11 protein-coding genes are annotated in these 24,599 nt (G+C 53.6%); 3 read left to right on the forward strand and 8 right to left on the reverse strand.

Features of this window, described 5'->3' with window-relative positions; all coding sequences use genetic code 11:
- Positions 1 to 97: 97 nt before the first annotated feature.
- Positions 98 to 1,510 (forward strand): MFS transporter, encoded by a 1,413-nt coding sequence (locus AC0Z7K_RS07435; RefSeq protein ID WP_485613656.1) that lies wholly within the window; start codon positions 98 to 100, stop codon positions 1,508 to 1,510.
- Positions 1,511 to 1,605: 95 nt separating this feature from the next.
- On the opposite strand, the gene AC0Z7K_RS07440 is transcribed toward AC0Z7K_RS07435, so the two are convergent.
- The 4 genes from AC0Z7K_RS07440 to pqqU form a co-directional block, all read right to left on the reverse strand.
- Positions 1,606 to 10,779, reverse strand: coding sequence for an autotransporter outer membrane beta-barrel domain-containing protein (locus AC0Z7K_RS07440; protein ID WP_485613657.1), 9,174 nt, complete (start codon positions 10,777 to 10,779; stop codon positions 1,606 to 1,608).
- 2 nt (positions 10,780 to 10,781) lie between these two features.
- Positions 10,782 to 11,873, reverse strand: coding sequence for a beta strand repeat-containing protein (locus tag AC0Z7K_RS07445; protein ID WP_485613659.1), 1,092 nt, complete (start codon positions 11,871 to 11,873; stop codon positions 10,782 to 10,784).
- A gap of 667 nt (positions 11,874 to 12,540) precedes the next feature.
- Positions 12,541 to 14,940, reverse strand: a complete 2,400-nt coding sequence (locus AC0Z7K_RS07450) for a glucose/quinate/shikimate family membrane-bound PQQ-dependent dehydrogenase (RefSeq protein WP_485613660.1) — start codon at positions 14,938 to 14,940, stop codon at positions 12,541 to 12,543.
- Positions 14,941 to 15,126: 186 nt separating this feature from the next.
- Positions 15,127 to 17,280: a TonB-dependent receptor PqqU gene (gene pqqU, locus AC0Z7K_RS07455; RefSeq protein WP_485613662.1), complete on the reverse strand. Its 2,154-nt coding sequence runs from the start codon at positions 17,278 to 17,280 to the stop codon at positions 15,127 to 15,129.
- Between the two features lie 220 nt (positions 17,281 to 17,500).
- Between pqqU and AC0Z7K_RS07460 the strand changes: the two genes are divergently transcribed.
- Positions 17,501 to 19,675 (forward strand): fimbria/pilus outer membrane usher protein, encoded by a 2,175-nt coding sequence (locus tag AC0Z7K_RS07460; protein WP_485613921.1) that lies wholly within the window; start codon positions 17,501 to 17,503, stop codon positions 19,673 to 19,675.
- A 288-nt stretch (positions 19,676 to 19,963) separates the two neighbouring features.
- On the opposite strand, the gene AC0Z7K_RS07465 is transcribed toward AC0Z7K_RS07460, so the two are convergent.
- From AC0Z7K_RS07465 to AC0Z7K_RS07480, 4 genes are all read right to left on the reverse strand, one after another.
- Positions 19,964 to 20,227 (reverse strand): PAAR domain-containing protein, encoded by a 264-nt coding sequence (locus tag AC0Z7K_RS07465; protein ID WP_485613663.1) that lies wholly within the window; start codon positions 20,225 to 20,227, stop codon positions 19,964 to 19,966.
- A gap of 82 nt (positions 20,228 to 20,309) precedes the next feature.
- The gene (locus AC0Z7K_RS07470) at positions 20,310 to 20,774 is read right to left on the reverse strand and encodes a hypothetical protein (RefSeq protein WP_413531312.1); all 465 of its coding nucleotides are present in this window, start codon (positions 20,772 to 20,774) and stop codon (positions 20,310 to 20,312) included.
- Entirely contained in the window at positions 20,755 to 21,444 is a 690-nt protein-coding gene (locus AC0Z7K_RS07475; protein WP_485613664.1) for a hypothetical protein, read from the reverse strand. The genes AC0Z7K_RS07470 and AC0Z7K_RS07475 overlap by 20 nt, the downstream gene beginning before the upstream one ends.
- Entirely contained in the window at positions 21,444 to 22,928 is a 1,485-nt protein-coding gene (locus AC0Z7K_RS07480) for a DUF4123 domain-containing protein (RefSeq protein ID WP_485613666.1), read from the reverse strand. Before AC0Z7K_RS07480 ends, AC0Z7K_RS07475 begins: the two co-directional genes overlap by 1 nt.
- 602 nt (positions 22,929 to 23,530) lie before the next feature.
- Between AC0Z7K_RS07480 and AC0Z7K_RS07485 the strand changes: the two genes are divergently transcribed.
- A complete protein-coding gene (locus AC0Z7K_RS07485; protein ID WP_485613668.1) occupies positions 23,531 to 24,289 on the forward strand; it encodes an alpha/beta hydrolase in 759 nt (252 codons plus the stop codon).
- Positions 24,290 to 24,599 lie beyond the last annotated feature (310 nt).

Consider the following 24,599-nt stretch of genomic DNA (forward strand, 5'->3'; position numbering starts at 1 on the left):
GTCTGGTGCAGGTATTAAGTGCAAACGCTGCGCCTTCCGCACTATATTGCCCACCGGTATAGTGACTTCACTAAATATCAATGAGAGCGATAGCATTATGGAGTTATTTTCCGATAAACCAGGCGATGAGGGATTACCCGGCCGCGAACGCGGTTTTGCCATGGCTGCCGTAATGATCATGGCGACAATGTCAGTGTTCGATGGCTCGATGGTCAACATTGCGCTGCCGCAAATCGCACGGGCGCTGGATATATCCGCTGGCGATGCGGTCTGGGTATCGAATGGTTATCTGTTGTCCGCATCCATGACGCTGGCGATTTTCGCCGCACTGGCCAGCCACATTGGTTTCCGCCCGCTCTTTCTCTCCGGGCTGACGGTATTCACACTCGCCTCGTTGGGCTGCGCCCTGTCAACATCCCTCGATATGTTGATCGTTATGCGAGTGCTTCAGGGTATCGGCGCGGCGGCGACGCTGAGTATCGGACCGGCGATATTGCGCTCCGCTTTTCCCAATCGGCTGCTGGGCCGAATACTGGGGCTGAATGCTCTGATGATCGCCACCAGCACCGCCGTCGCGCCTGTGCTTGGCGGCACAATATTATCCGCGATGAGCTGGCAGTGGCTGTTCGCGATAAACATTCCGCTCGGCATTCTTGCCGTCATTCTCACGCTGCGGGCGGTGCCTTCAAACCCTGCCAGTACGCGTCAGCCGTTTGACAGCGCGGGCGCTGTGTTATCGGCGGTGGCACTGGGTGCGCTGATTATGGCGGCAGAATCCTTCTCACATCCCGGCGCAGGCGAACTTGTTACCGCCATGACGTATGGCCTGACAGCGATTATTGCAGGCCTGGCCTTTGTCTGGCGTCAACGTCGCGCGCCTAAACCCCTGTTGCCGCTGGGTATATTTGCCTCCACCCGGTTTACACTGGCGGCATTCACGTCGCTGGCTTCATTTGTCAGCCAGGGCATCACCTTTGTCGCACTGCCGTTCCTGTTCCAAAGTGTTTACGGTTACAGCGCGTTCGTTTCCGCATTACTTTTCACGCCGTGGCCGCTGGGGATTATTCTCGCTGCCCCGCATGCCGGACGCCTGGCTGACCGCTATCCTGCCGCCATTATTTCGACTGTGGGTCTGGCAATATTTGCAGTGGGATTACTGTTACTGGCGCAACTGCCTGCGCAGCCGCAGTTCTGGGATATCGGTCTGAGAAGTTTCGTCTGCGGCATCGGTTTTGGCTGCTTCCAGAGCCCGAATAACCGTGAAATGCTCTCCAACGCCTCGCGGGAAAACAGCGGTTACGCTTCCGGCGTATTGGCGATTATGCGCACCTTCGGGCAGTGTCTGGGCGCAGCCTGCGTCGGGGTGATCCTGACAATTTACTCCGCCAGCAGTGTGTTACAGGAAGCACAGGCGGTGAAGGTCAGCTTATGGGTAGCGGTGATCGCGACTGTTCTGGCGACGGTGATCAGCGTGAGCCGGTTGCGCAGTGATAGATTGTCCGCTGGATAAGACTTGAGCGGCTGCCGGACATCTCCGGGCCGCAGCTCACGCCACATAAAAAAAACCGGGCACTTTCGCGCCCGGCTTTGCAGTGACTTCGTGTTTTACCACTGGTATTTCACGCCCACCATTCCCTGATAGCCCTGATAGTTGTTGTCGCCCCAGGTACTGCTGACTTGTCCCCAGGTCTGCCATTTCTGGTTGATGGAGCCGGTCACCCCAGCCTTGACTTCGTAACGGTTTACCGAAGTGGCATTTTCAAAGCGGACCTGATTGAAGTCCACACTGTCTGATGCCGGTTGGCCGTTGTACCAGTTCACTTCAAGGAACGGTTGAGCACTGTTAATGACTACCGTGTTTTGACGGCTCAGGCGCACACCCATACGGGTTCTGATGCCGTCGTCGCCATTGGCGTTGATGCGGGTACCGTTTTGCTCGGTGTGCCCGTCGGTTTCGTAGTGACTGTAGATTAGCTGCGCCTGAGGCGTGACCACCCAGCGGACTTCATCGGATTGTTTCAGCGCGAAGCCGTAACCGGTTTCGAGCGAGACATCCGTCCCCTGACTGTCGTAAGACTCCTGCGGCAGGCTGTCGCCATTGACGTCATTTTTGTACCAGGCGTGCTGGATCCAGCTGTCGACATAGGTACCGGTCACGCGGTCAGGCTGCGCGTACCAGGTGCCGTAAGCCCCGATGCTGTAACCGTTCACCTGCCCGCTGGCTTCATACGTGCTGTTTTTAACGCTGGTATTGCTGCTCGAGTGGCCGTAGCCCGCCATCACACCGGCGTTAATCTGGTCACCGTTTGCACCGTCGAGCTGATACAAATCGCTGCCCAGTTGTAACAGCGTGGTATGGGTTTTCTCATTGTACAGACCGCCGTTACTTTTCTGTTTGGTGTAATCACCGCCCAGACGCACCCAGCCTTTCGCCATGTCGGTGTCCTGACTGCTGCGCGCTGCGCCGGAACGATCATAAAGTGTGTGCAGGAACATGTTTTGTGCCGCACGCTGGTTCGCCAGATAGGCGCCCGGCTCAGGACGGAAGCTGTTCGAGGACGGCGTCGGAGGCGTTGGGGGTTCTGGTGGCTGCGGTGGCGTCGGTGTATCAGTGCCAGATTGCAGATACCAGTCGCCGTTGGTGGTGCTTTTCACCAGATGATATTCATACGCCCCGGCCACCGCACGACCATTGAGGCTGAACACACCGTTCGATTGCCCGCCCACATCCACCACCTGAATCCCGGTGTTGGTCTGCGCCCCGCTGCCTCCGGCATTTTTCACCGTCACCTGCGTAGTGCCGGAAGTATCCCCCGCCACCACCAGTTTATCGGTCACCGAGTTATCGCCACCGAGCACCGTTTGCAGTGCCAGCACGCCGCCACCGATGTAATTTCCGCCGACCGCTAAGGTATTACCGACCGTGCCGCCCGCCAGTTGCAGCAAGCCGTTGTTGGTCAGATTACCACTGAGGTTGAACACGCTGGCTGCCGCCGAGCCGTAGGCCGAGAGGCTGTTAAGGGCGGCCACGGTACCGCTGTTGGTAACATTGCCGCTCACCGTCCCGTCCCCCGAAAGCGTTGCGCCCGATGCCACGCTGACTTCACCGGCACCGTCCGCGCCCAGTTTTGCCCCGGCCTGCGTGCCGTTGCCAACGATCAGCGCGCCGCTGTTAATCTCCGTCGTGCCGGAGTAAGCAGGCTGGTAAACCGTCAACGCGCCTGCGCCCGTTTTCAACAATCCGCCAGTGCCGGTGACGCTATTGGTGAGCGTCATGTCGGCGGCGTTGTCGATCTGCAATAAGCCATTATCGGTGATGCTTGCCGTGCCGAGGTTGGCATTTTCAGAGGCGATCAGCTTGGCGTCATTGCCAATGGTGAAGTTACCGCTGAAGGTGCTGTTATCCGCCGCTAGGCTGATGACTTCAGTGCTGTCGAGCTGCACAGAGCCCGCACCGAGCAGCGCATTGTTAAACGCGCCGCTGGCGGTCTGGCCGTTAAAGGTATCGAAAGTCAGCAGGTCATCCGCCGCGTCCATGGTGATGCTGCCGGTACCCAGACCCTGCACATTGTTGAGACGGACTTGCGAGCCGCCGGTAATAAGCGTTGAGGCTGACAGATTCGGGTTAGCGCCATCGATATTGAGCACGCTCGGGTCAACAATCAGCTGACCGCTGCCGGTCAGGCGACCGGTTATAGTGCCGCCGTTGGTGTCGCCCGCCGCACGCTGGCTGTCAGTGATGGTCAGCGTACCGCCGTTAAGATCCACCACGGTGTCCGCCATGCTGTTGAGTGCGCCGATACTCTGCGTTTTACCGTTCAGATCCACCTGACTGGTGCCGAGCAGATCCAATGACGACGTATTGCCCAGCGTGTGATCAAAGCCCAGACGCAACGTGCCGTTGGTGACCGTCGTCCGGCCAGTGTAATCATTACGCGGGTTGTTGAGGGTGGCCGTTGTCGCCACATCCACATTCAGTCCACCGGCACCGGTGATCAGCGCGTGCATTTCGTTACCCCCCAGCGGTGCGCTGGAGTTCTGCACCAGAGAAACCTGCTGGCCTGCCAGCAAATCGAGTTTCACCAGGCCAGAGTAAAGGAACAGGCCAGTCTGCCCTTGCAGATTGCTGCCTGTCAGGCCGTAGTTATATGTCCCGAGTCCCACCACATTGCCAAACTGCGTCACATCGGCGGTGGTCGGGGCCAGCACATTACCTGAGGCATCGGTCAGCGTCAGATTGGCAGAAGAACCGGTATTGCCCTGCGAGAGGATCAGCGGATCTCCGATAATGTCATCCTGCTGTAATAAAGGTTCACCAACGGTGTTCGCCGGATCCGGCAGGGTTTCCAGCCCGCCGACCCGCACTTCTCCGCCGTTCAGCGCCAGCTGATTGGTGGTAATCAGCGTGTTAGTCAGCACATCAAACGTCGTACTGCCGCCGTTCAGCGCCAGATTACCGATGGCTTGCGTTCCCGCACCCACCACGATATTGGCTGACTGATTTTGCAGCGTAGCACTGGTCAATGCCTGCGTATCCGTACCGGACAGGACAAACGCACCCTGACCAAGATTCACCTGCCCGGCAAAGGCATTGCCGCTGCCCGCGCTTAAGGAGAAGCGATCCGCCGCCGTCGCCATCGCGACATTCATCGCACCTTGCCCGGTCAGCGCATTGTCAAAGGCGAAATCGCCGCTGGCCGGTGTCACGTTGAGCGTACCGTTAAGCAGCACGCTGCCCGCGCCAAGATTTTGCGCGGCCGCAACGCTGGAAGAGCTGCCGGAGGCCAGATCCCACACGCCTGTAAATCCGCTGTTATCCCCGCTGAGGATCAGATCGGTGGCTGAAATCCGGTTGGTGCCGCTGCCGGTGATGGTGCTGCTCAGCTCGCTACCGGCTCCGCTTACGCTCATTAATCCGCTGTTATCGACCGCATTACTGAAATTACCCCCGCTGACATTGACTGCCAGCGTGCCCGGCGCGGCGATGGTTGCCGTGCCCGTACCTGCACCCTGTGCGTTAGTTAGTGTCAGCGTACCTGCGCTAACCGTCGTGCCGCCGGTGTAGGTGTTGTTGCTGCCAATAGACACGTTGCCGCTGCCCGCTTTTTCAAGCGTACCGCTGCCGCTGACTACGTTGGTGAATGTCCAGTCGGTGGCACTGTCGAGTACCAGCGCGCCGTCGTTGCTGACAGCGGCCGTACCCAGGTTTTGCGCCTTGCCTGCCGTCAGGCTGCTCGTGTTATCGACCGTAAAGCTGCCGCCAAAACCACTGTTATCGCCGGAAAGCGTCACCGCCGAGGCTCCCTGTAACCCGACCACGCCAGTTCCGCTCAGGGCGTTCGCCAGCGTGCCGGTTGCGGCGTCAAGCTGAACACCGGTGGTTGCGCCGCTGAGGCTGAGGCTGCCGGTACCAAGAGCCGCCACGTCACTGAGCCGTGCCTGCGCGGTATTATTGAGGACAACTGCGGCGCTCAGGCCGCTGTTCGCGCCGTTGACGGTCAGGGTACCGTCGCTCACCGTCAGATTCCCTGCGCCGGTCAGCGTACCCTCACTCTGGCCGCCCAGACTCAGCGTCAGGTTGCCGCCATTGACGTTGAGCGTGGACCCGCTTGCGCCGCTCAGCGTGCCGACAGTCTGCGTTTTACCGTTGAGATCAAAGCCGGTGGTATCCTGCAATGCCAGCTCAGACGTCGCGCCGAGGGCATTATCACTGCCCGCCACCAGCGTTCCGCCACTGACCGTGGTGGTGCCGGTATAACTGTTGGTGGCGTTGCTTAGGGTCAGCGTCTGACCGGCAGAGGCGCTGCCGTTGACGTCAAGATTACCGCTGCCGGTCAGTTGTGCATTAAGCACCGCGCCGTTGGATACCGAGTTGCTGTCCGTTGCCAGATGCAGCGTCTGACCGCTCAGCAGATCCAGCCCTTTCAGGCCGTACCCGACATACAACCCGTCGTTACCGCTGCCGGTGGAGAGCATGAAATCATAGCTGCCGTTCGCCACCATGGTCGTGCCTTCGGTGATCGCCAGCGTCTGCGGATTACTGATCGCCTGACCGCTGCTGTCGACAAGCCCCAGGGAAGAGGCGTCGCCGGTCACTGAACCACTGGCAGCGACCAGCTGAGATTGGATCTCACCGTCGTCCTGGGCCAGCAAGTTCAGCCCCGGCGCAGGCGCCGGGTTAGGCACACCGCTGGTTACCGGAATGTCTACCTGCACGGTGCCGCTGTGAATCGTCAGGTCAGTCACGTTGACGATCCCTACTGGCGATTGCGGTGGAGTTTGCCCGCTCCACGCCATGGTGCCGCCGTTCAGGGTTAAATTGCCGATGTTTTGATCTGCCGCTGCAACGGTAGTCGTGTTGCCGGTATCAAGTTGCAGCGTTGCGTTAGTCAGCGCCGAGGTGTTATCACCGTCAAGCGTAAACTGGCCCTGACCTAAAGCGACCGTGCCGGTGAAGGCGTTGCCGGTCGCAGAAGAAAACGCGAAGGTGTCGGTGGCCGCCGTCAGAGTAGCCTGTAAGGTCCCGTCCCCCGTGAGTACATTGGTGAAGCTATAGCTGCCAGCCGTCGGCGCATCAATGTGCAAAGAACCCGGTGCGGCGATAGCCACGGCCCCGCTGCCCAGCGATCCCCCCCCGGTCACTCGCAGTGCGCCGTAAACATTGGTGCTGCCGGTGTAGGTATTTGCGCCGGTTAACGTCGCGGTTCCCGCACCGAGTGCATCGACCTTTCCGGTGCCACTGATAATGCCATCAACGGTGAAATCATTAGTGCGGGTGAAGGCCAGTGTCCCGTTGTTGATAACATCACCTACTATGCTGCCCGTCGTGGTGTTTCGACCCAAAGACAGGGTCGCACCATTGCTAATCGTCGTCCCCCCGCTGTAAGTATTCTCTGCGGTAAGATCGATAATCCCCTTGGTCGTCAATTGGCCGGTCCCGTCGATCAACCCGCTGATGTTGATTCCCGACGTACCGATAATGGTTCCGCCGCCACTGCCCAGCGTGATGCTATTAGTTAATTCGCCCGCCTTACTGATATCAAACGTGGCATTATTATTGATAGCCACGTTACTGGTTGTTGAACCTAGCGAATTGTCAGATGTAATTGTCAATTTCCCGGCATTAATTTGCGTGCCTCCGGTGTAGGTGCTGTCACCTGTGAGCGTCAGCGTTCCTGTTCCCTCTTTCACAAGGCCACCAGTACCACTGATGACCGCGCCCAGCCCGAGGTTATCTTCCATATCCATCGTTAGGGTGGCGGTTCCCAGCGCAATATTCCCTCCGCCGACGATATTGTGTACTTGCTGATCGAAGTTGTTCAGATCAAACGTGGCGCCTACCCCGACAAGCAGGGATGAACTGTCAGCAAAGGCATTCTCAACACCTGTTTTTAACGTCCCCGCCAGCAGGTGTGTAGTACCGGTGTAAGTGTTAGCCGCTGACAGCGTCAATGTTCCCTGACCGAGCTTGTCAAGTGACTGTCCGTCCCAGGCGCTGCCATTCGCCGCCTGATCGGCTAAAACCACGTCGACGTCAAAGGCATCGCTGGCATTGGTCAGGGTGAATTTTCCCGATGAAAGCGGGGCTGCGGCATTCCACGCAAGCGCGCTGCCGATGCTGTAATCCAGACCGTCGGCGGATTTTTTCGCATCATTCACAATGTAATCCGCGTCACCCGCACCTACGCCAGTCACTGCACTGAAATCGCCGGTAATGCCACCGGTGGTGTGAATGACCACCGTCCGCGCCCCCTCCAGATCGCTGGCTTTCGCTACCGGACCGCTGCTATACCCGGAAATATTCAGTACAGAGTCGGTGGTGTTGAGGGTGGCATCGGCGGCGGTGAGCAGTGGTGCGGTGCCGCCCAACGTCACATCCAGCGTACCGTCGATAAGCGCACTGCCGCTGGCGGTCATCTGCGAATTCGCATCCAGCCTGAGGATCGCGCCGCTGTCGATACTCAGACTCGTCGCGTTAAACATGCCGTTTTGGGTCAGATGCAACGTTCCCGCGTTGACGTCAGTTGCACCGACCGAGTTGCCGGTCGCAGAAAGCGTCAGTGTTCCGGTGCCGGTTTTGGTCAGACCGCCGGTGCCGGTGACCGTCCCGTCAAACGCCGTGTCACTGTTGTTTTGCGTCGTCAGCGTCCCCGTGCCGAGCGCAATGATCCCGGCACCGCTCAAATCCTGCACCAGTTGATTGAAATTGTTCAGCACCAGCGTCGCGCCGCTGGCAACGGTGACACTGTCACTGGTGGCAATGGCGTTTTCAATGCCGGTGGTCAGCGTCCCCGCCTGAATGCTGGTCGCGCCAGTGTAGCTATTGGCGGCAGACAGGGTGAGGTTGCCTGCGCCGAGTTTAGTTAACGACGTACCGTCCCAGCCGGTGCTGCTGGCTGCCTGGTCCGCCAGTGAGACATCTACGTCAAACGCGTCAGAGGCGCTGGTCAGAGTGAAATTACCGTTGGAAAGCGTCGTTCCTGCGTTCCACGTCAGTTCACTGCCCACGCTGTAGCTGTTGCCGTCGGTGGATTTACGCGCATCGTTGATAATGTAATCGACATCGCTTGGCGTAATGCCGGTCACCGAACTGAAATCTCCGGTGATGCCGCCGGTGGTATCAATGATTACCGTACGTGCGCCGCTGAGATCGCTGGCTTTGCTGGCCGTGCCCGGCGTAAAGCCGGCGACATTGAGCACCGAACTGTCACCCAGCGTGGCATCAGAGGCCGTCAGCATCGGGCCGGTGCCGCCAAGGGTGACGTCCAGCGTGCCGTTCACGGTGGCGTTTCCAGTAGTGACGACCTGCGACGCGCTGTCGAGTTGCGCCGTGGCACCGGCATCAACCAGCAAGCTGGCGGCGTTGAAGGTGCCGGTTTGAGTGAGATGTAAAATACCGGCAGCGACCTCTGCCGCACCTACACTGTTACCGGTGCTGCTCAGCGTCAGCGTACCGGCGCCGGTTTTGGTGAGTCCGCCAGTGCCGCTGATCGCGCCGTCGAATGCTGTGTCGTTGTTGTTCTGCACGGTCAGATTGCCGGTGCCGAGCGTGACAGCGCCCGCGCCGGTGAGATCCTGTGCAGTCTGGTTAAAATTGTTGAGCGCAAGCGTGCTGCCGGTAGCCACATTCACCGAACTGCTGGTGGCAAACGCATTCTCGATGCCCGCAGTCAGCGTGCCCGCTTCAATATCAGTGGTGCCTGTGTAGGTATTGGCCTGCGACAGCGTCAGGTTTCCCGCGCCCAGTTTGGTCAGGGATTTACCGTCCCAGGTTGAGCCGTTGGCAGTTTCATCGCTCAGCGCCACATCGACGTTAAACGCGTCTCCCGCTGCGGTCAGGGTGAAATTCCCCGTCGCCTGCGAGGTGCCGGACGTCCAGGCCAGTTCGCTGCCCAGACTGTAGTTTTTGCCATCGGCAGAGAGTTTAGCGTCGTTAAAGTAATAATCTACGCCGCTGCCGGTTACGCCGGTTACCGTGCCAAAATCGCCAGTGATCCCGTTCGTGGTTTGCAGTACCACCGTGCGCGCACCATTCAGATCACTGGCTTTGGTCGCCGCCACCGGGCTAAAGCCGCTGACTTCCAGCGCAGAACCTGAACCGAGCGTAGCGCTATAGGCGGTGATTTTTGGCGTCGTGCCGCCAAGCGCGACATTCAGCGTGCCCTCAATATCCGCCGCGCCCACAGAAGTGATTTGCGCACTCTGGTCGAGTTGCGCCGTTGCGCCGGTATTCACCGTCAGACTGGTGGTGGCGTACGCGCCGTTTTGAGCCAGGTGCAGATTACCCGCCTCCACTGTCGTTGCGCCGACCGAATTGGCGTTGCCGGAAAGCGTCAGTGCGCTGGCACCGGTTTTAATCAGATCACCGGTGCCGCTAATTTTGCCGCTGAACGCAGTATCCGTATTGTTTAGCGAGGTCAGACTGCCGGTTCCCAGGGTGATGGTTCCCGTCCCGTTGAGATTCTGCAATGTCTGATCGAAATTCTTAAAACCAAGAATGGTGGAGCTATCCATTGTTACCGAGGAACTGGCAGCAATAGCATCAGCAACGCCGAGATTGATTGTGCCGTTGACGATTGTGGTCGGGCCGGTATAGGTATTCATACCATTGAGCGCCAAAGTGCCGGTGCTGCTTTTCGACAGACTCCCCAGTCCACCAATCACGCCATTCATCGTCCCCGCACCAATCTGTAAGCTCGTGTCCGCATCGGTGATATTCACAACACTGTTGTCGACAGTGATTATCGCGGTGGCGGCGTGCGCATTATTACCGTTAAAGTTCAACGTTTGTGCGCCTGTCAGCGTCCAGGAAGCCTGTCCCAACAGGGTATTGACGTCTACGGTGTAGGCATCACCGTTCAGGCTTATCGTACCCGTGTAATTATTCGCCGCACCGTTAAACGAGAGGCCAAGTGAATCTGGCGTGCCCTCAGACATATTTACGCTGAACGTGCCCGAACCGGTGAGATTACCGTTCATTGCCAAGGTGTGAGCGCCGGTGTCCGCAACGTAGTTCAGCGAACTGGTGTTGATGGCGTCGACGTCGCCATTAAAAATGATGTTCGCAGCGGCTGATTGCTCGAAATCCAGCGTCGAATCTGAAAGGGAAATTGGCGCAGTCAGATTATCGAAGTTGTACGTCACAGCACCGTTGAGGGGTGTGGCCTGCGTACCGTTCATGCGCAGGGTTGAAGCCTCGAGCGTGAGTGCGCTCGCGGAGAAATTGTAATCAGTGAAAGTCGAGGCGTCACCCAGTTGCAGGACAGCGCCATTGGTCACACTTATCGGGCCAGTGCCAAGATGACCTGTGTTCCGCCACTCCAGGTGCCACTCCCCGCCAGATTGGTCTGACCCTCTCCTGCCTGTATCACCACACCGGTGCCGCTGATATTGTCATTGAACCCTACATCATCGCTGCGATTAAAGGTCAGAGTGCCGTTGTTGATGACGTCGTCAGTCAGAGAGCCCTCGGTGCCCCCGTCGCCAATCGACAACGACGATCCGGTATCCAGTGTAGTGCCGCCCGAACCGGTATTGGTTACTTCACCGGTGACAACGACATTCCCGCTCAGTACATGAATCGCACCAGCGACCGTCAGCGGCCCGGTGATGTCCCATTCTTTATCGTTAGCATCAACATTGAGTAAGTTAATTCCGCCGTCAGTCACGCTGTTATTAAAAACGGCACTCGCTGCCGTTCCGTCTAATAAATTTAAGATGTTATTGGTTTGCCCGCTCTCGAGCGTAATCCCGCCGGTGATAAGAGAGCTGGTGTGAAAATTAAGGGTATTATTGTCGCCAAAAAGTGAGATGGCCGTTCCTGAAGTCCCGGCACCAGACGTTATTGTCCCGGCATTATTGATTGTTGCCCCACCCGCAGAGGTGGCGCTCCCCAAAATAACGGTATTCGTGGCGGAAAGAGTCCCAGTTTCATTATTCGTCAGGGTCAGACCGCTGCCAAAATTGTTCAAGGCATAGGATGATGCGCCACCATTGCTGTCAATCAGGCCATTATTAATAATGGTGAAATCTGTGCCGTTGTTGAAACTGATGCCGTTACCGCCCTGAATAGTGCCACTGTTGGTGATGGTGTTGGCGCTACTGCCGGTATCAAAATTAAACCCTGAACCGGTAGTTCCTCCCGTAACACTCACCCCACTTTCCAGGGTGAAGGTGCTGCCCGTCACCGTAGCATCGGCGCTGACAGCGTCGGTCGGCGAGGTGATATTACTGGTAATATCAAAGTCGGTGCCGAGCGCGCTGATCACATTACAGGTCGCTCCGCCGCCAGCACACCCTGCATCCGCCGAGGGCAAATCTACGGCATAGACATTTTGCATCCCGAAGGCAGAGGAAAATAAGATGATCTTCATGGCGATATACAATTTGTTTAAGGAATAATCTTTAAGCTCACGTTTTTTCTTATTTGATAGAACGTCATTTTGTGTCCTTAGCATAATTTTCTCGCCCTGTATAAGTTCAGTTATTTTCCATGAGATATGATTTTATTCACGCAATGAAATATATCCCCACACCCTGGCAAGCCAGGTGCAGAATTCATCGGCAACAACGCAGATACCGGAAAGCCATGCAGAAATGTCACGAGGATTAATGAATACCTAAGAACTTTCTTAAGTAATTTGCCTTAAGAGTTATAGCTAATGTGTGAAAGATTGCCAGTCAAAAATACGCATACCGTTCAATTGGCGGAAATAAATTAATATAAAAATAATATAATGAGGAACGAAATGATTTTTATATTAATATTATTAATGTCATTTTTATAAAATACTTATATAAATCTGACACAAAACTGCGTTTACCCGGAGATTTTCCAGTCAGGACGGGGTTGTGCAAAAAATCATCAACACAAATGGCGGCCAGTGAAATGTTAAGCGCGATAAATCATTCAGCTTAGAAGGGATTAAGAGCACTGAACCTCAAAGTTCAGAATCTCTCTCTTGTAATAGATACGTATAAAAAAAGGCCGCTTTCGCGGCCTCAGATTGCAGAGCATATGTCAAAACGTGTGACGGTGAGTTATTTAGCGTCAGCGTCTGGCAGTGCGTAAGCGATGATGTAATCGCCCAGTTTGGTGCCGAACGAACCGTGACCACCGGCTGCGATAACAACGTACTGCTTGCCATTCACAGAGTAAGTCATTGGGGTTGCCTGGCCGCCCGCTGGCAGTCTTGCTTCCCAAAGTTTGTCACCGTTGCTCATGTTGAACGCGCGCAGGTAGTTATCTGCGGTTGCTGCGATGAAGAACACGTTACCGGCAGTGGAAATCGGTGCACCAAGCATTGGCATACCCATTTTGAACGGTAACGGAAGCGGTGAGCTGTCGCGCACGGTGCCGATACGTTTTTTCCACACAATGTCGTTAGTTTTCAGATCAACGCCGGAGATGTAACCCCATGAAGGCTGTTTACATGGGAAGCCCAGCGGAGACAGGAACGGATTCAGCGTCACGGCAAATGGCACGCCGTACTGATGCTGGATACCTGACTCAGAACCGGAACCGCCTTTATCGTTAGCGTCTGGCTCGATTGGGTTACCCGGCCCACGCGGGATCAATTTAGACACGAACGGCAGTGCGATCGGGTTAGCGATAGCTACCTGACGATCGGTATCCACGGAGATACCGCCCCACTCGAACATCCCGAGGTTACCTGGGAAGACCAGAGTGCCCTGCTCGGATGGCGGTGTGAAGGTGCCTTCATAACGCAGTTTGTGGAAGATCACACGACACATCAGCTGGTCGTAAATCGTGGCGCCCCACATGTCTTTGCCCGTCAGTTTGGCTTCCGGACGGAACGTCAGTTTTGAGAATGGCTGAGTTGGAGAAACATGGTCGCCCTTCGCCGCGCCTTGTGGCACAGGCTTCTCTGGCGCATCAACGATAAGCTTACCGTCACGGCGGTCCAGCACGAAGATGTTACCGGTTTTGGTCGGTACATAAATCGCAGGAACTTTGTTGCCGGATTTATCAGTGATATCCGCAAGCGTTGGCTGCGCCGGAACGTCCATATCCCACAGATCGTGATGGACGGTCTGGTAGAACCAGGCCAGTTTACCGGTGGAGGCATTCAGCGCCAGCAGGCCACTCGCAAAACGTTCCATTTCTGGAGTACGGTTGCCGCCCCAGATGTCCGGTGTCGCGACGCCGATTGGCAGATATACCAGATCCAGTTTGTCATCATAAGCCGCAGGCGCCCATGAGTTCGGGGAGTTTGGTGTGAAGTGCTCACCGTCTGCTGGCAGTTTGTTTGGCTCAGCCGCACCCGGATCGAAGGCCCACAGCAGCTTACCGCTCTCAACGTCGAAGCCACGGATAACACCGGAAGGCTCGCGGGTAGAGAAGTTATCGGTGACCGCACCGGCCACAATGATCACAGATTTGGTGATGATTGGCGGTGAAGTCGGTTCGTAGTGGCCCGGCACTGCATTAGGCATATTGCTTTGCAGGTTCAGTTCACCGTTGTTACCAAATGCCGGGCAACGTGCGCCGGTTTCAGCGTCCAGCGCAAACAGACGGCCATCGTTGACCGGCAGAATGATGCGGCGTGCGCACACAGCAGGTGCTGCGCCGTTCGCTGCATTGCCTTCTGTGGCAGGCGTGGTCTCATGATAAGACACACCACGACAAGTTACGTGCTGGAAGGTCGGGTTCGGCTTGAGCTGCGGATCGAATTTCCACTTCTCTTTACCGGTCGCGGCATCCAGAGCAAACAGCTTCTGGTGCGGCGTACACAGGTACAGCATGTCGCCGATTTTAATTGGCGTCACTTCGTCAGTGATTTCACCCGGATCGTTGGCTGTTTTCAGGTCGCCGGTACGGAAAGTCCATGCCACGTCGAGCTTACTGACGTTTTGATCGTTGATCTGGCTCAGCGGCGAGTAACGGGTACCGCCCTGAGTACGGCCATAGGCAGGCCAGTCACCGTCAGGAATGCCGGAATCAGATTTCGCCGGCGCAGAGTCATCGGCTTTAATCGTGCCGTTGATCACCTGCGGATCGTTGAAGATGGAGTAACCAAGTACCGCCACGGTGAAGACCAGTGACAGCGCCAGTGCACCGCGTGCGAAGGCGTTTTTGGCCAGCATCTGGTTGTAAACAACCGGCAATAAAATCCACAGCCCCAGGAAGAAGGTGACGTCTAAACGCGGCGTCAGTGCCCAGAAGTCTGTGCCCACTTCCCAGACGGCCCACACCGTGGTGCCGAACAGGAAGATTGCATAAAGCAGTAATGCAGAAGAGCGACGGCGGAACAGCAGCCACGCAGTAACCAGCGATATCACACCGGCAATTATGTAATAAAGAGAACCACCTAATTTTGCCAGCCAGATACCGCCGACAAGAAGATAAATCCCGCTTAACGCGGCGAACAAAGCGGTAATTATTACGACGATGCGTGATAACGAGGCTTTCGTTTCCATAGTTGATGACCTTACTGATTTTATAATCGTCGATTTAGGATGAGCTAAATCTTCAAGAACATCCGGTCTTCACCGGGTGTCATTCCGTGCGTACGCTGCCGGGCTTTGATAATTGCAGGCCGTTGGCAGCGTCGCGTGGTGCTTTACTTTTACTGACTGAAAATCCTTTACTTCACGAATACGAACTTACTGGAAGCTGTAAGACAGCGTCGCGCCGCCACCGTAGTTTCTGCCCGGCGCTGGTTCGAAGTAACGTCCGTTCCCTTCGTTAACGATGACCGATCCGACATAATTTCTGTCAAACAGGTTGTCGACGCGGGTGAACAGGTCGAGTGTCACTTTGTCCCAGTTGAAGCGATAACCCGCGTTCACGCTTGCCACGGTATACGCGGGAGCCTGTTCGCTGTTTTCGTCATTCACTTCAATATCGCTCATGTAACGGACATCCGCCCCGGCGTGCCAGCCATCAACCGGTGCCCACTCTAATGAAGCGTAGCCCATGTTACGGGCGATACCCGGAAGGCGATTGCCTGCAGGCGTACAGTCGCCGGATCCACAGGTCTCATTGCGGAAGGTCGCATCGAGCAGGGTCCAGGCCATTTTCACACGCCAGTTCTCTTCAATCTGTTGATCTAATGACAGTTCCAGCCCGCGACGACGGGTTTTTCCGGCGTTGGTATAACTCGAGCGTCCACCGACGCTTTGCGCGACGATCAGCTCATCGTCGGTATCGGTCTGGAAGACGGCGGCGGTCACCAGCCCATTGCCGACGCGCCATTTGCTGCCAAGCTCGACGGTGTTGCTGGTTGATGGTTGGAGGCCAAGGTTCAGGCCAGAGTTGCCATCGGTGCGGTAAGAAAGTTCGTTGATTGTCGGCGTTTCAAAACCTTTACCGGCAGAGATATAAGTGTTCAGCGCCGGTGTCACCGCGTAGTTCAAAGACGCCATCGGCAGCAGCTTGTGATAACGGCGCGAACCGCTGTCATCCGGGTTATTACCGGTGATGTAGTAATCCGTGGAATCGAAGTTAACCGTGCTGTAGCGCGCGCCGACGTCCAGCGTCCAGCGAGGCGTCAGATTCCACGTGGTTTGCAGATACGGGTCGAGGTTCCACATCACGTTCTTTTCGTTACGGCGCTCGTTGCCCTTCACGCCCAAATCACCCTGGTCGTTGAAGTTCTCGTAACCGAAACGGCGCTCGGTCATGGTTTCATAATCCACGCCGCCGGTGACCGAGAACGGCACGGAGCCGATCTGGTCATCATGTTTCCAGCGGGTATCGACACCGGAGTATTTACGTTCAAGCACGATCACGCCGCCCGCGTTAAGAGGATTTTTCTGCGCCGTGGCCGGAATGGTCTGGTATTGCGTGGTGTGACGTTCGCCGTGATAAGTCATCAGGCTGAATTCGTCATTTTCGGTCATCTGACGCTGGTAGCGCAGACCGACTTGTGTCTGATCGAGGCTCTTACGGGCGTTGTACTGATCGGCGCGCGTCGCCTGTTTCGGATTATCGTGCCATTCGGATTCTGTCAGGCCGCCCGGATCGTTAGCATCAACGGAGACGCTGTTGAACATCAGCGTCAGGGTACTGGCGTCATCAATACGTACGCCCAGTTTGCCGTTACCGAGGTTTTTCTGCGTACCGCTGTGATCGCGGTAACCGTCGGTGGTGAAGCGCGAACCGGAGATCAGGTAATTCACATCGCCCGAGTGGGTACCGTCACCGGTTGCACCACTGGCTTTAACGCTGTTACGAAAGGATCCGTAGCTGCCGAAATAGGTGCCCGCTTCAAGGGTAGCTGGCTGCGTGCCGGTTTGGGTATCAACGTTAACTACGCCGCCGGAGGCGTTACCGTATAGTGCCGAGAACGGCCCGCGCAGAACTTCAACGCGCTCAACCGAGTTCAGATCGATATTCGACGTCTGCCCCTGCCCGTCCGGCATAGTGGCCGGAATACCATCAACATAAATTCGCACGCCGCGCACGCCGTACATCGAACGGCTGCCGAAGCCACGAACGGAAAGTTGTAAATCCTGCGCATAGTTCTGACGGTTCTGCACCTGTAAGCCAGGCACGCTGCCGAGGCTTTCGGATAGATTGACCTGCGCTTTACTGTTACGGAAATCCTCACCGTCGATAACGCTTACCGCCGCCGGGGTGTCCAGCTCGGACAGGCCGGTTGCACCCTGTTTTTTGATGATCATCAGTGAGGACGAGTCTGAAGTGTCGTCGGTGTCGCTTTTCGGCGTATCGGTGGCTGACAGTGCGTAACTGACTGAAACAGGGCTACAAAATGACAAAAAGGTGATGATAAAAGCAGAGGTTTTGGCGTTCACTTTAGGCGTTCTTTCTTGTTAGCTAAAAGTGGGAGCTTAAGGGTCGTGCTAAAATACGACACACATCTCACTTTTAGACTTTAGGAGTAGACAAAAAACCATCAATCTGATGGTGAATCAGGAAGGTGCTAACTATAGTTATTTTCTTCCTGTTAGTACATACGTAACTTTACGAATGTAATTTTTTAACAAAATTCCGCACGCATGGTGCATTGAAAACCTGACAGACGATCAGCCTGTAACAGACATCACTAAGACGCTGCCGGGAACCCGTGTGGAAGCCAATGTGCTGGCCGGACCCCTCAACGTTACCGTGCCCGCTGATTATTTGCTGCCGAAAGGCGAAACGTTGCCGCAGGAATGGGATCATGGGATCCCGATGGTTTTCACTAACATCAATGCCAGTGGTTATCAGACCAAACGCCAGAACGGGCGTGACAGTGAAAACCAGTACGTAAATCTGACTAACGGCGTAAATCTGGGTGCATGGCGACTGCGCAACCAAAGCTACTATCAGAAAACCGCAAACTCTTCGGATTTTACTTCCGATAAAACCTGGATCAGCCGCGACATTCAGAGCCTGCTATCACGATTCAGTGCAGGGGAAACGGAAACCACAGGGCTGGTCATCGACAGTTTTCGCTTTGTCGGCGCCAAACTGGAATCGGTCTCCGCAATGCAATCTTCCCGGGAGAATGGTTTTGGGCCGCAAATTCAGGGCACCGCATTAAGCAATGCCACCGTTCAGGTGAGTCAGAACAACCGCATGATTTACCAGACCTTCGTGCCACCGGGAGATTTTGTTCTTCGCGATGTCAACGTGTCCAATGCCGGAGAGCTGGAAGTCAGTGTGACGGAAGAAGATGGCACCGTGCGTACTTTCACCGTTCCGGTCTCCACATCGGCCACGTTGCTGCGCCCCGGAAATATGAAATACAGCCTGAGCATCGGGCAGCATGATAATGATACGGATACCTGGTCAGACGGCAGTTCCCGCGACGTGACTCATCGTGATACGCGAAAACGTTTCGTGCAGGGTGAACTGATATATGGCGCGAGTAACACCGCGACTGTACTGGGCGGTGCTTTGCTGAGTGAAGACTATCAACACGCCGCGCTTGGCATGGGCCTTAACTTAGGGAATCTGGGATCGCTGACGACGCTGGTTTGCGGCGCAAAATCTGTGCTCGCCGATGGCAGCGACAAGCAAGGCTATTTTACGCAGCTGAGTTATCAGAAGTACCTGTTGCCGACTCAGACTCAACTGAGCCTGACGCGGGCAAACTACACCACTGATTTTTACAGCTTCGACGACATCAACAAGTATTCCACGACATCTAAAAAGAATTCGGTAAAAAGCACTACCTCTCTTTCCGCCACGCAAAATCTGGCTGACTGGGGTACGTTGCGGCTTAGCGCTTATGACAAGAAATATTACAATAAGCAGAGCAACTGGTTGAGTTACTCAGCAAGCTGGAACACACAAGTCCTGGGTTCCTCACTGACGCTCAGTGTGAACCGCAGTGAGAACCGCTATACGCAAGTGACAGAAAATATTATGGGCGCCACGGTCAGTATTCCGTTCAGCATTTTCTCGAAAAATGCTCCTTCAGCAAGGCTTTACAACAGTTACACGCAGTCCAGCCGTGGCAATAATTCGCTGACCAGTCGTGTGACAGGTTCTGCCAAAGACCTTCCGCTGGATTACAACGTTTCTCAGAGCGTTGACCGCACCACCAGCGGGCGTCACACCCAGAGTCAGGCCATCAGCGCGACCTATTCCTCACCGGTCGGGCAAGGCATGTTGGGTTACAGCAACATGAATAATGAAAGTCAGAGTTATCAATGGCGCTGGAAAAGTGCCGTAGTGGCACATCCTTATGGCATCACCCTCGCGCCAAACACACTTTCTGAAACCACCTCCGCCGTGTTGGTTAAAACCGAGGGCAGTTCCGGGATTAAAATCAAAAACCGGCGGGACGTGGTGACCGATCGAAGTGGTCACGCTATCGTTCCCACCGCGCAGGCATATCGCCAAAGCAACGTGCATCTGGACGCCGGTTCTTTTGGTGATCACACCGAAATACTGGATACGCAAAAAACGGTGATCCCAACCCACGGTGCGCTGGCTTTAGCCGAGTTCCAAACCCGCGTGGGTTATCGGGTGCTTTTCGAACTCACGCGGCACGGGAAACCTTTACCCTTTGGCTCAACGCTGACCACCGACGCCAACAGCATCGCTAACAGTGACGGCGAAATTTATGTCAGCGGCGTCAAAGACGGGCAAATACTTACGGTCAGAATTAGCGATACAAATCAATGCAGGGTGAAATTCAACAAAAAAGACGCCACCGTCCATAGCGGGTTGTATGTGCAAAAGACTGAATGCCGGTAATGGTAATTCACCCGCGCGTGGCGCATTGATACCGAGCTTCAACATGAGAAGTACCGAAACAACAGGCAATCAATGTCGGTTATGTCATCAGTACGTCACGCTGCTGTCAGAGCCCGGCGCGCATCGTGGCTGTACACCCTGATGTTATTTCCGACTCCACGAGGTATTTGCCATGCATTATCGTTTCGCTTCTCAGGCTGCGAGCAAACGTATTCTGGCGATGCAAAATGGTCTGACGATTCTGGTCGGCCACAGTTATGGCGGCGCAATTATCAGCCATTAACATATTTATGCGGTGAAAATCCGCTGTGAAGCCATTAACTTTGCGCCACAGGCGGTTTCCATCCCTTCAACAGCGACAGCTACACCACTGAATGAAATCTGCGGCGTTCCCTCCATGATGGGAAATATTCCTTTGCACATCGGGCAGGCAACCTTATGCCCGATGCCTGCCACGGGAATCTCCAAACATGTTACCTGCTCAAATCCTTCTAAAACGGTACCACCATGGGTGGTTTTGTCACCTTTAAGGATTACGGGTAAATATGGCATGGTTTAACTCCTGATTATATTTAAATATTTCGAGGTATCTGTTCGAATTTTGGCAGATTTTTCTACTCGCCACTCCTTCTTCTTATAAATTACTTTGAAACTTTCGCCTAATTTCTTCTTTTATGTATGGCTCGTATTTTGAAATATCATACTTTTCACCCGTCATGATAATCGCACAATAGTTGTGAGCATAGAGCATGTAACTGTATTCTTTACTCAAGTCGGTTCGTCCTTCCCTTTCTAACCTTACAAACTTATCGTGCACATCCGCCATTAGATTCTTGTGGCTGCTGGCATTATTCTCTTTTTTTATCACAGAATACATTAATAAATTGTTTCTAAGGAATTTTACTGGGTAGCTCGAGTATACATTTTCATAGCATTTACTATAATTTTCACATTCCCTACCTGTTGTTGCTTTACAATACATTTCTGCATCATCACTAAAATGTTCAATTGACCTTTTATTCATATCACCGTACATACAACCAGATAATGCCATAGAGCAAACTAAGATATGAATTTTCTTACATAACATTGACGTCACCAATCACTTCACTAAACATTACATCTGCATCTGCATGTCCGTAATCGTTCATCTTTGAAATTATTTTTCTTCCACTCTCATTTTGAATCTCTCCAACATTAATTGCTTTGTTCATATCAGCACATGAACATTCTTCCCAGGCCCCACCAGCTCGTGCAATATCATTCGGGCTACTGTAATCAGCAAATTTATAATCTACATATATATTCATCCAGCGTTTAACATTTACGGGTTTTGTTTGTTTACCGCTCTTACCTCTTGAAACAGGGTCAAGTGTTACCAGCAATTCAATGGGGATACTTGTATTGTCTTCTGCCAAACAGATTACCCGGTCACCTCCCCAGCTGTGGCCGACCAATACAATTTTCTGATTTGCATCGTGCCACTTTTGCATTACAGGCGGGACGTTCCCTCCACCATGCTCGGAATAGCAAACATCTTGTTTACGTTCTTTACCTTGACCATAATCCTGAGCATACCTTGAGAACACACCTTTTAACATGGGCTGATAGTCATCATCTGCAGCACCACCGATGAATACAACCAATGTCCTTAGACACTCTGTAGTTATATGACCCATCTGCTCCTCAATATCAGGTAAAATAATAGAGTTATCATCTTTATTTTTGTAAGGAAAGCCAGGGTAAATAATTCCATCTGTAGCGCACATTATTTCTTCTCCAATGATTTATTGACCATTACAATCTCCTTGTTTATTCTCTTTTTTGCATAAGATAAAAGTTCACGTAACCGGTTATTTTCTGCCACCCTTTCTTTTCCCGTAACTAAATTCGTTACCCACGGATATAACGGATCGCTAAACACCTGATAGCCTAAGAACAACTGCAATGAGAGTAATATACTATGGCTTGTAAGGTTGAAGAATCCAAATTGGTAATACAGTGGGAGTGAGTTATGATATAAGCGCTGGAGTGTACCTTCGGCTAATTGATCATGACGTTCTGGATAGTAACCCCTGACGACATCTGGAATATCTGCCTCGTGAGTAATTACCGTAAGATTATCGACGTCACGACCGGCAAGATCGTTTAAACGCATCAAATAAACTGACAGGTCATTTCCCATACTCTTTTGCAAAGCTGGTGCTAAATCGTCTCTCAGTAAATTAAGGCTGGTGACATCCTCCGCAGCATTCTTTAGTCGTACATTTGCCCAAGGCGCCAGCATCGGATCGCTATCAAAATAGCTACCCAGCATGAGTGCCAGGTCGAGATATTGTCTGGTTTGATCGTTGCGGGTTATTCCGTATTTACCGCTGTTATCCAGCATGAGCGTGATAAATAACTGAGTCTGTTGCTCTCCCAAACTTCGGCTACGTTTAGGATAACGTTGTACAAAATAGTCCTTTAACATTTGCCAGCGCTGGGATTGTTTTTGTTGATATAGCGAATTCAGTTGTGTCAGCGTCAGTGTGACAGGGGAAGTCACTGGGTGAATTTCAGTACAGGATGGTAAATCAATTGCGGTTTTGCAGGTCCATATTGAGGCAAAACCTTGCATCAGATCTCTTTGTTGCTCCGCCGTTGAGGACATCAGAACGGAAGAAAGATAACCACCATTCCAAAACCTGAAAAAAACGTCTTTATCCCCGTGCAGATTCACTTTAGTCATGCTTTTAAGTTGTCCGGCCAACTGTTGCTGAGGATATGAAGACAATGCCAGCCATCCCCAGTGAGTAACTGACGTTTCGGCGACCCAGTTGAGAAACAGGCTGTCAGCACGCAATGGCACCAGATACGGCATTACGCTGTGCCACTCCTGCCACGGCGTGTTGAGCCAAAGCCCTTCAGGCGTTGAACGGCCATCTCGTTTAACGTCATACACCGTGTGCTGGTGTAACGTCTTTGAGGCTTTTTCCTGGTACTGCGTCTGGTGTTTTCCGGTGTCCCCCTGCTCATAAAAAGTGACAATGCCGCGCACCCGTCGTTTTATCTCATCGCCCTGCCAGATGGTGAGCGTCGCCATTTCGTCCAGGATTTTATCGACGCCGACGGCCGGGTCGCTGCTCACCAGCACCACGTTCAGGGTAAAAAGTTCGGAATAACATTGGGAAAGATGAAAGCTGACGACGGCGAAGGTGTCGCGCGTCGCGGTGCCTGCGGTGAAGGTAAAGCGGGTTCCGTTGAGTGGCATGATGTTAATCCTTTAACGATGAGTGAATTCATTCATCAAAATGTGAATTATTTAGTAATCCATTAACCAGGCCAATAATAATTATTATATAAATCATTGTGATAAATAAAAATTTGCGAGGGGGAAATTAATCTTAACAGGGCAGGATATCAGTGATGAACATCACGGTTTTTAAATGGAAATAGAAGAGAAATTTAAGAATGATGCCCCTGTTTTGAATGTTCTGACGCGTATTAATCCGCTTTCTTGCTCAAGAGGATGGGCGTTTTCGTACTCCCCGCCCCCGTAAACACCCCACTCCTTTCGCCACTGACATCAGCGCATTCTCGCTGTCAGCACGCGGACAAAGGCGTCTACTGGATTGTTGAGTGCGTCGTCCTGCGGGAAAAGTCATAGCGGGCTGTATGTGCAAAAGACTGAATGCCGGTAATGGTAATTCACCCGCGCGTGCCGCATTGATACCGAGCTTCAACATGAGGAGTACCGAAACAACAGGCAATCAATGTCGTTTATGTCATCAGTACGTCACGCTGCTGTCAGATCCCGGCGCGCATCGTGGCTGTACACCCTGATGTTATTTCCGACTCCACGAGGTATTTGCCATGCATTATCGTTTCGCTTCGACATTAATAGTCGCCGCTGCGGCGGCTTTCGCTTCTCAGGCTGCGACCGCCGCGCCAGTGAAAAATATTGTGCTGGTTCACGGCGCGTTTGTAGGCGGCTCGGGCTGGCGTCCGGTTTACGAAATCCTGACCCACGATGGATATAATGTGACGCTGGTTCAGGAACCGCTGACCTCCTTCCCGGAAGATGTGGCAGCGACCAAACGTATTCTGGCGATGCAAAATGGTCCGACGATTCTGGTCGGCCACAGTTATGGCGGCGCAATTATCACCGAAGCGGGTAACGATCCGCACGTTGCCGGTCTGGTTTACATCGCCGCACATGCGCTGGATAAAGGCGAAACAGAAGCGATCAACGGCAAGAAATTCCCTAACGCGGCGCATCCGTTTGAAAAAACAACGAACGGTTTCCTCTATATCAACCCGGTCAACTTCCCTTCTGACTTCGCCGCAGATTTACCTTTGAAGCAGGCAGAGTTCGAAGCAAAAGCACAGATGCTCACCTCCGCCAGCGTCTTCACCGCCAACATTCCCGACCCTGCATGGAAAGTGAAACCCAGCTGGTACATGGTTGCCAAGGCCGACAAAATCATTAATCCAGATTTAGAGCGTATGTATGCCAAACGTGCACACAGCCACACCGTTGAAATCGCCGGTGCCAGTCATTCAGTGTATGAATCGCATCCCAAGGAGGTCGCAGCGCTGATTGAACAGGCGGCGGCAGGTGCAGCAACGTGATTTAAACGGCGAGATAAAGAATGCAGGGAAGCATATGCTCAGAGTTCACACGTTTGCATACTGGAATATTGAAAAGATTGATACGATAATTTAACACTGGCAATAAATATGTTGTAGACGGAGATTAGTTCAGGCATTCGAATTGGGAATTCCAGAGAGGAATATCTCTTAATGCTGGAGTTCTGGAAATTCTGATTGCCGTTAACTGAAGGTAATATTAATTGTCAGTTGCTTTATTAATACTTCATTTAATTAAGCTATAGGGGTAACCCGACCCCTATGACTTATATCACATTATCGTGGAGAACAT

The organism is Rahnella sp. 1L-D-7-B-C2 (assembly GCF_057290995.1).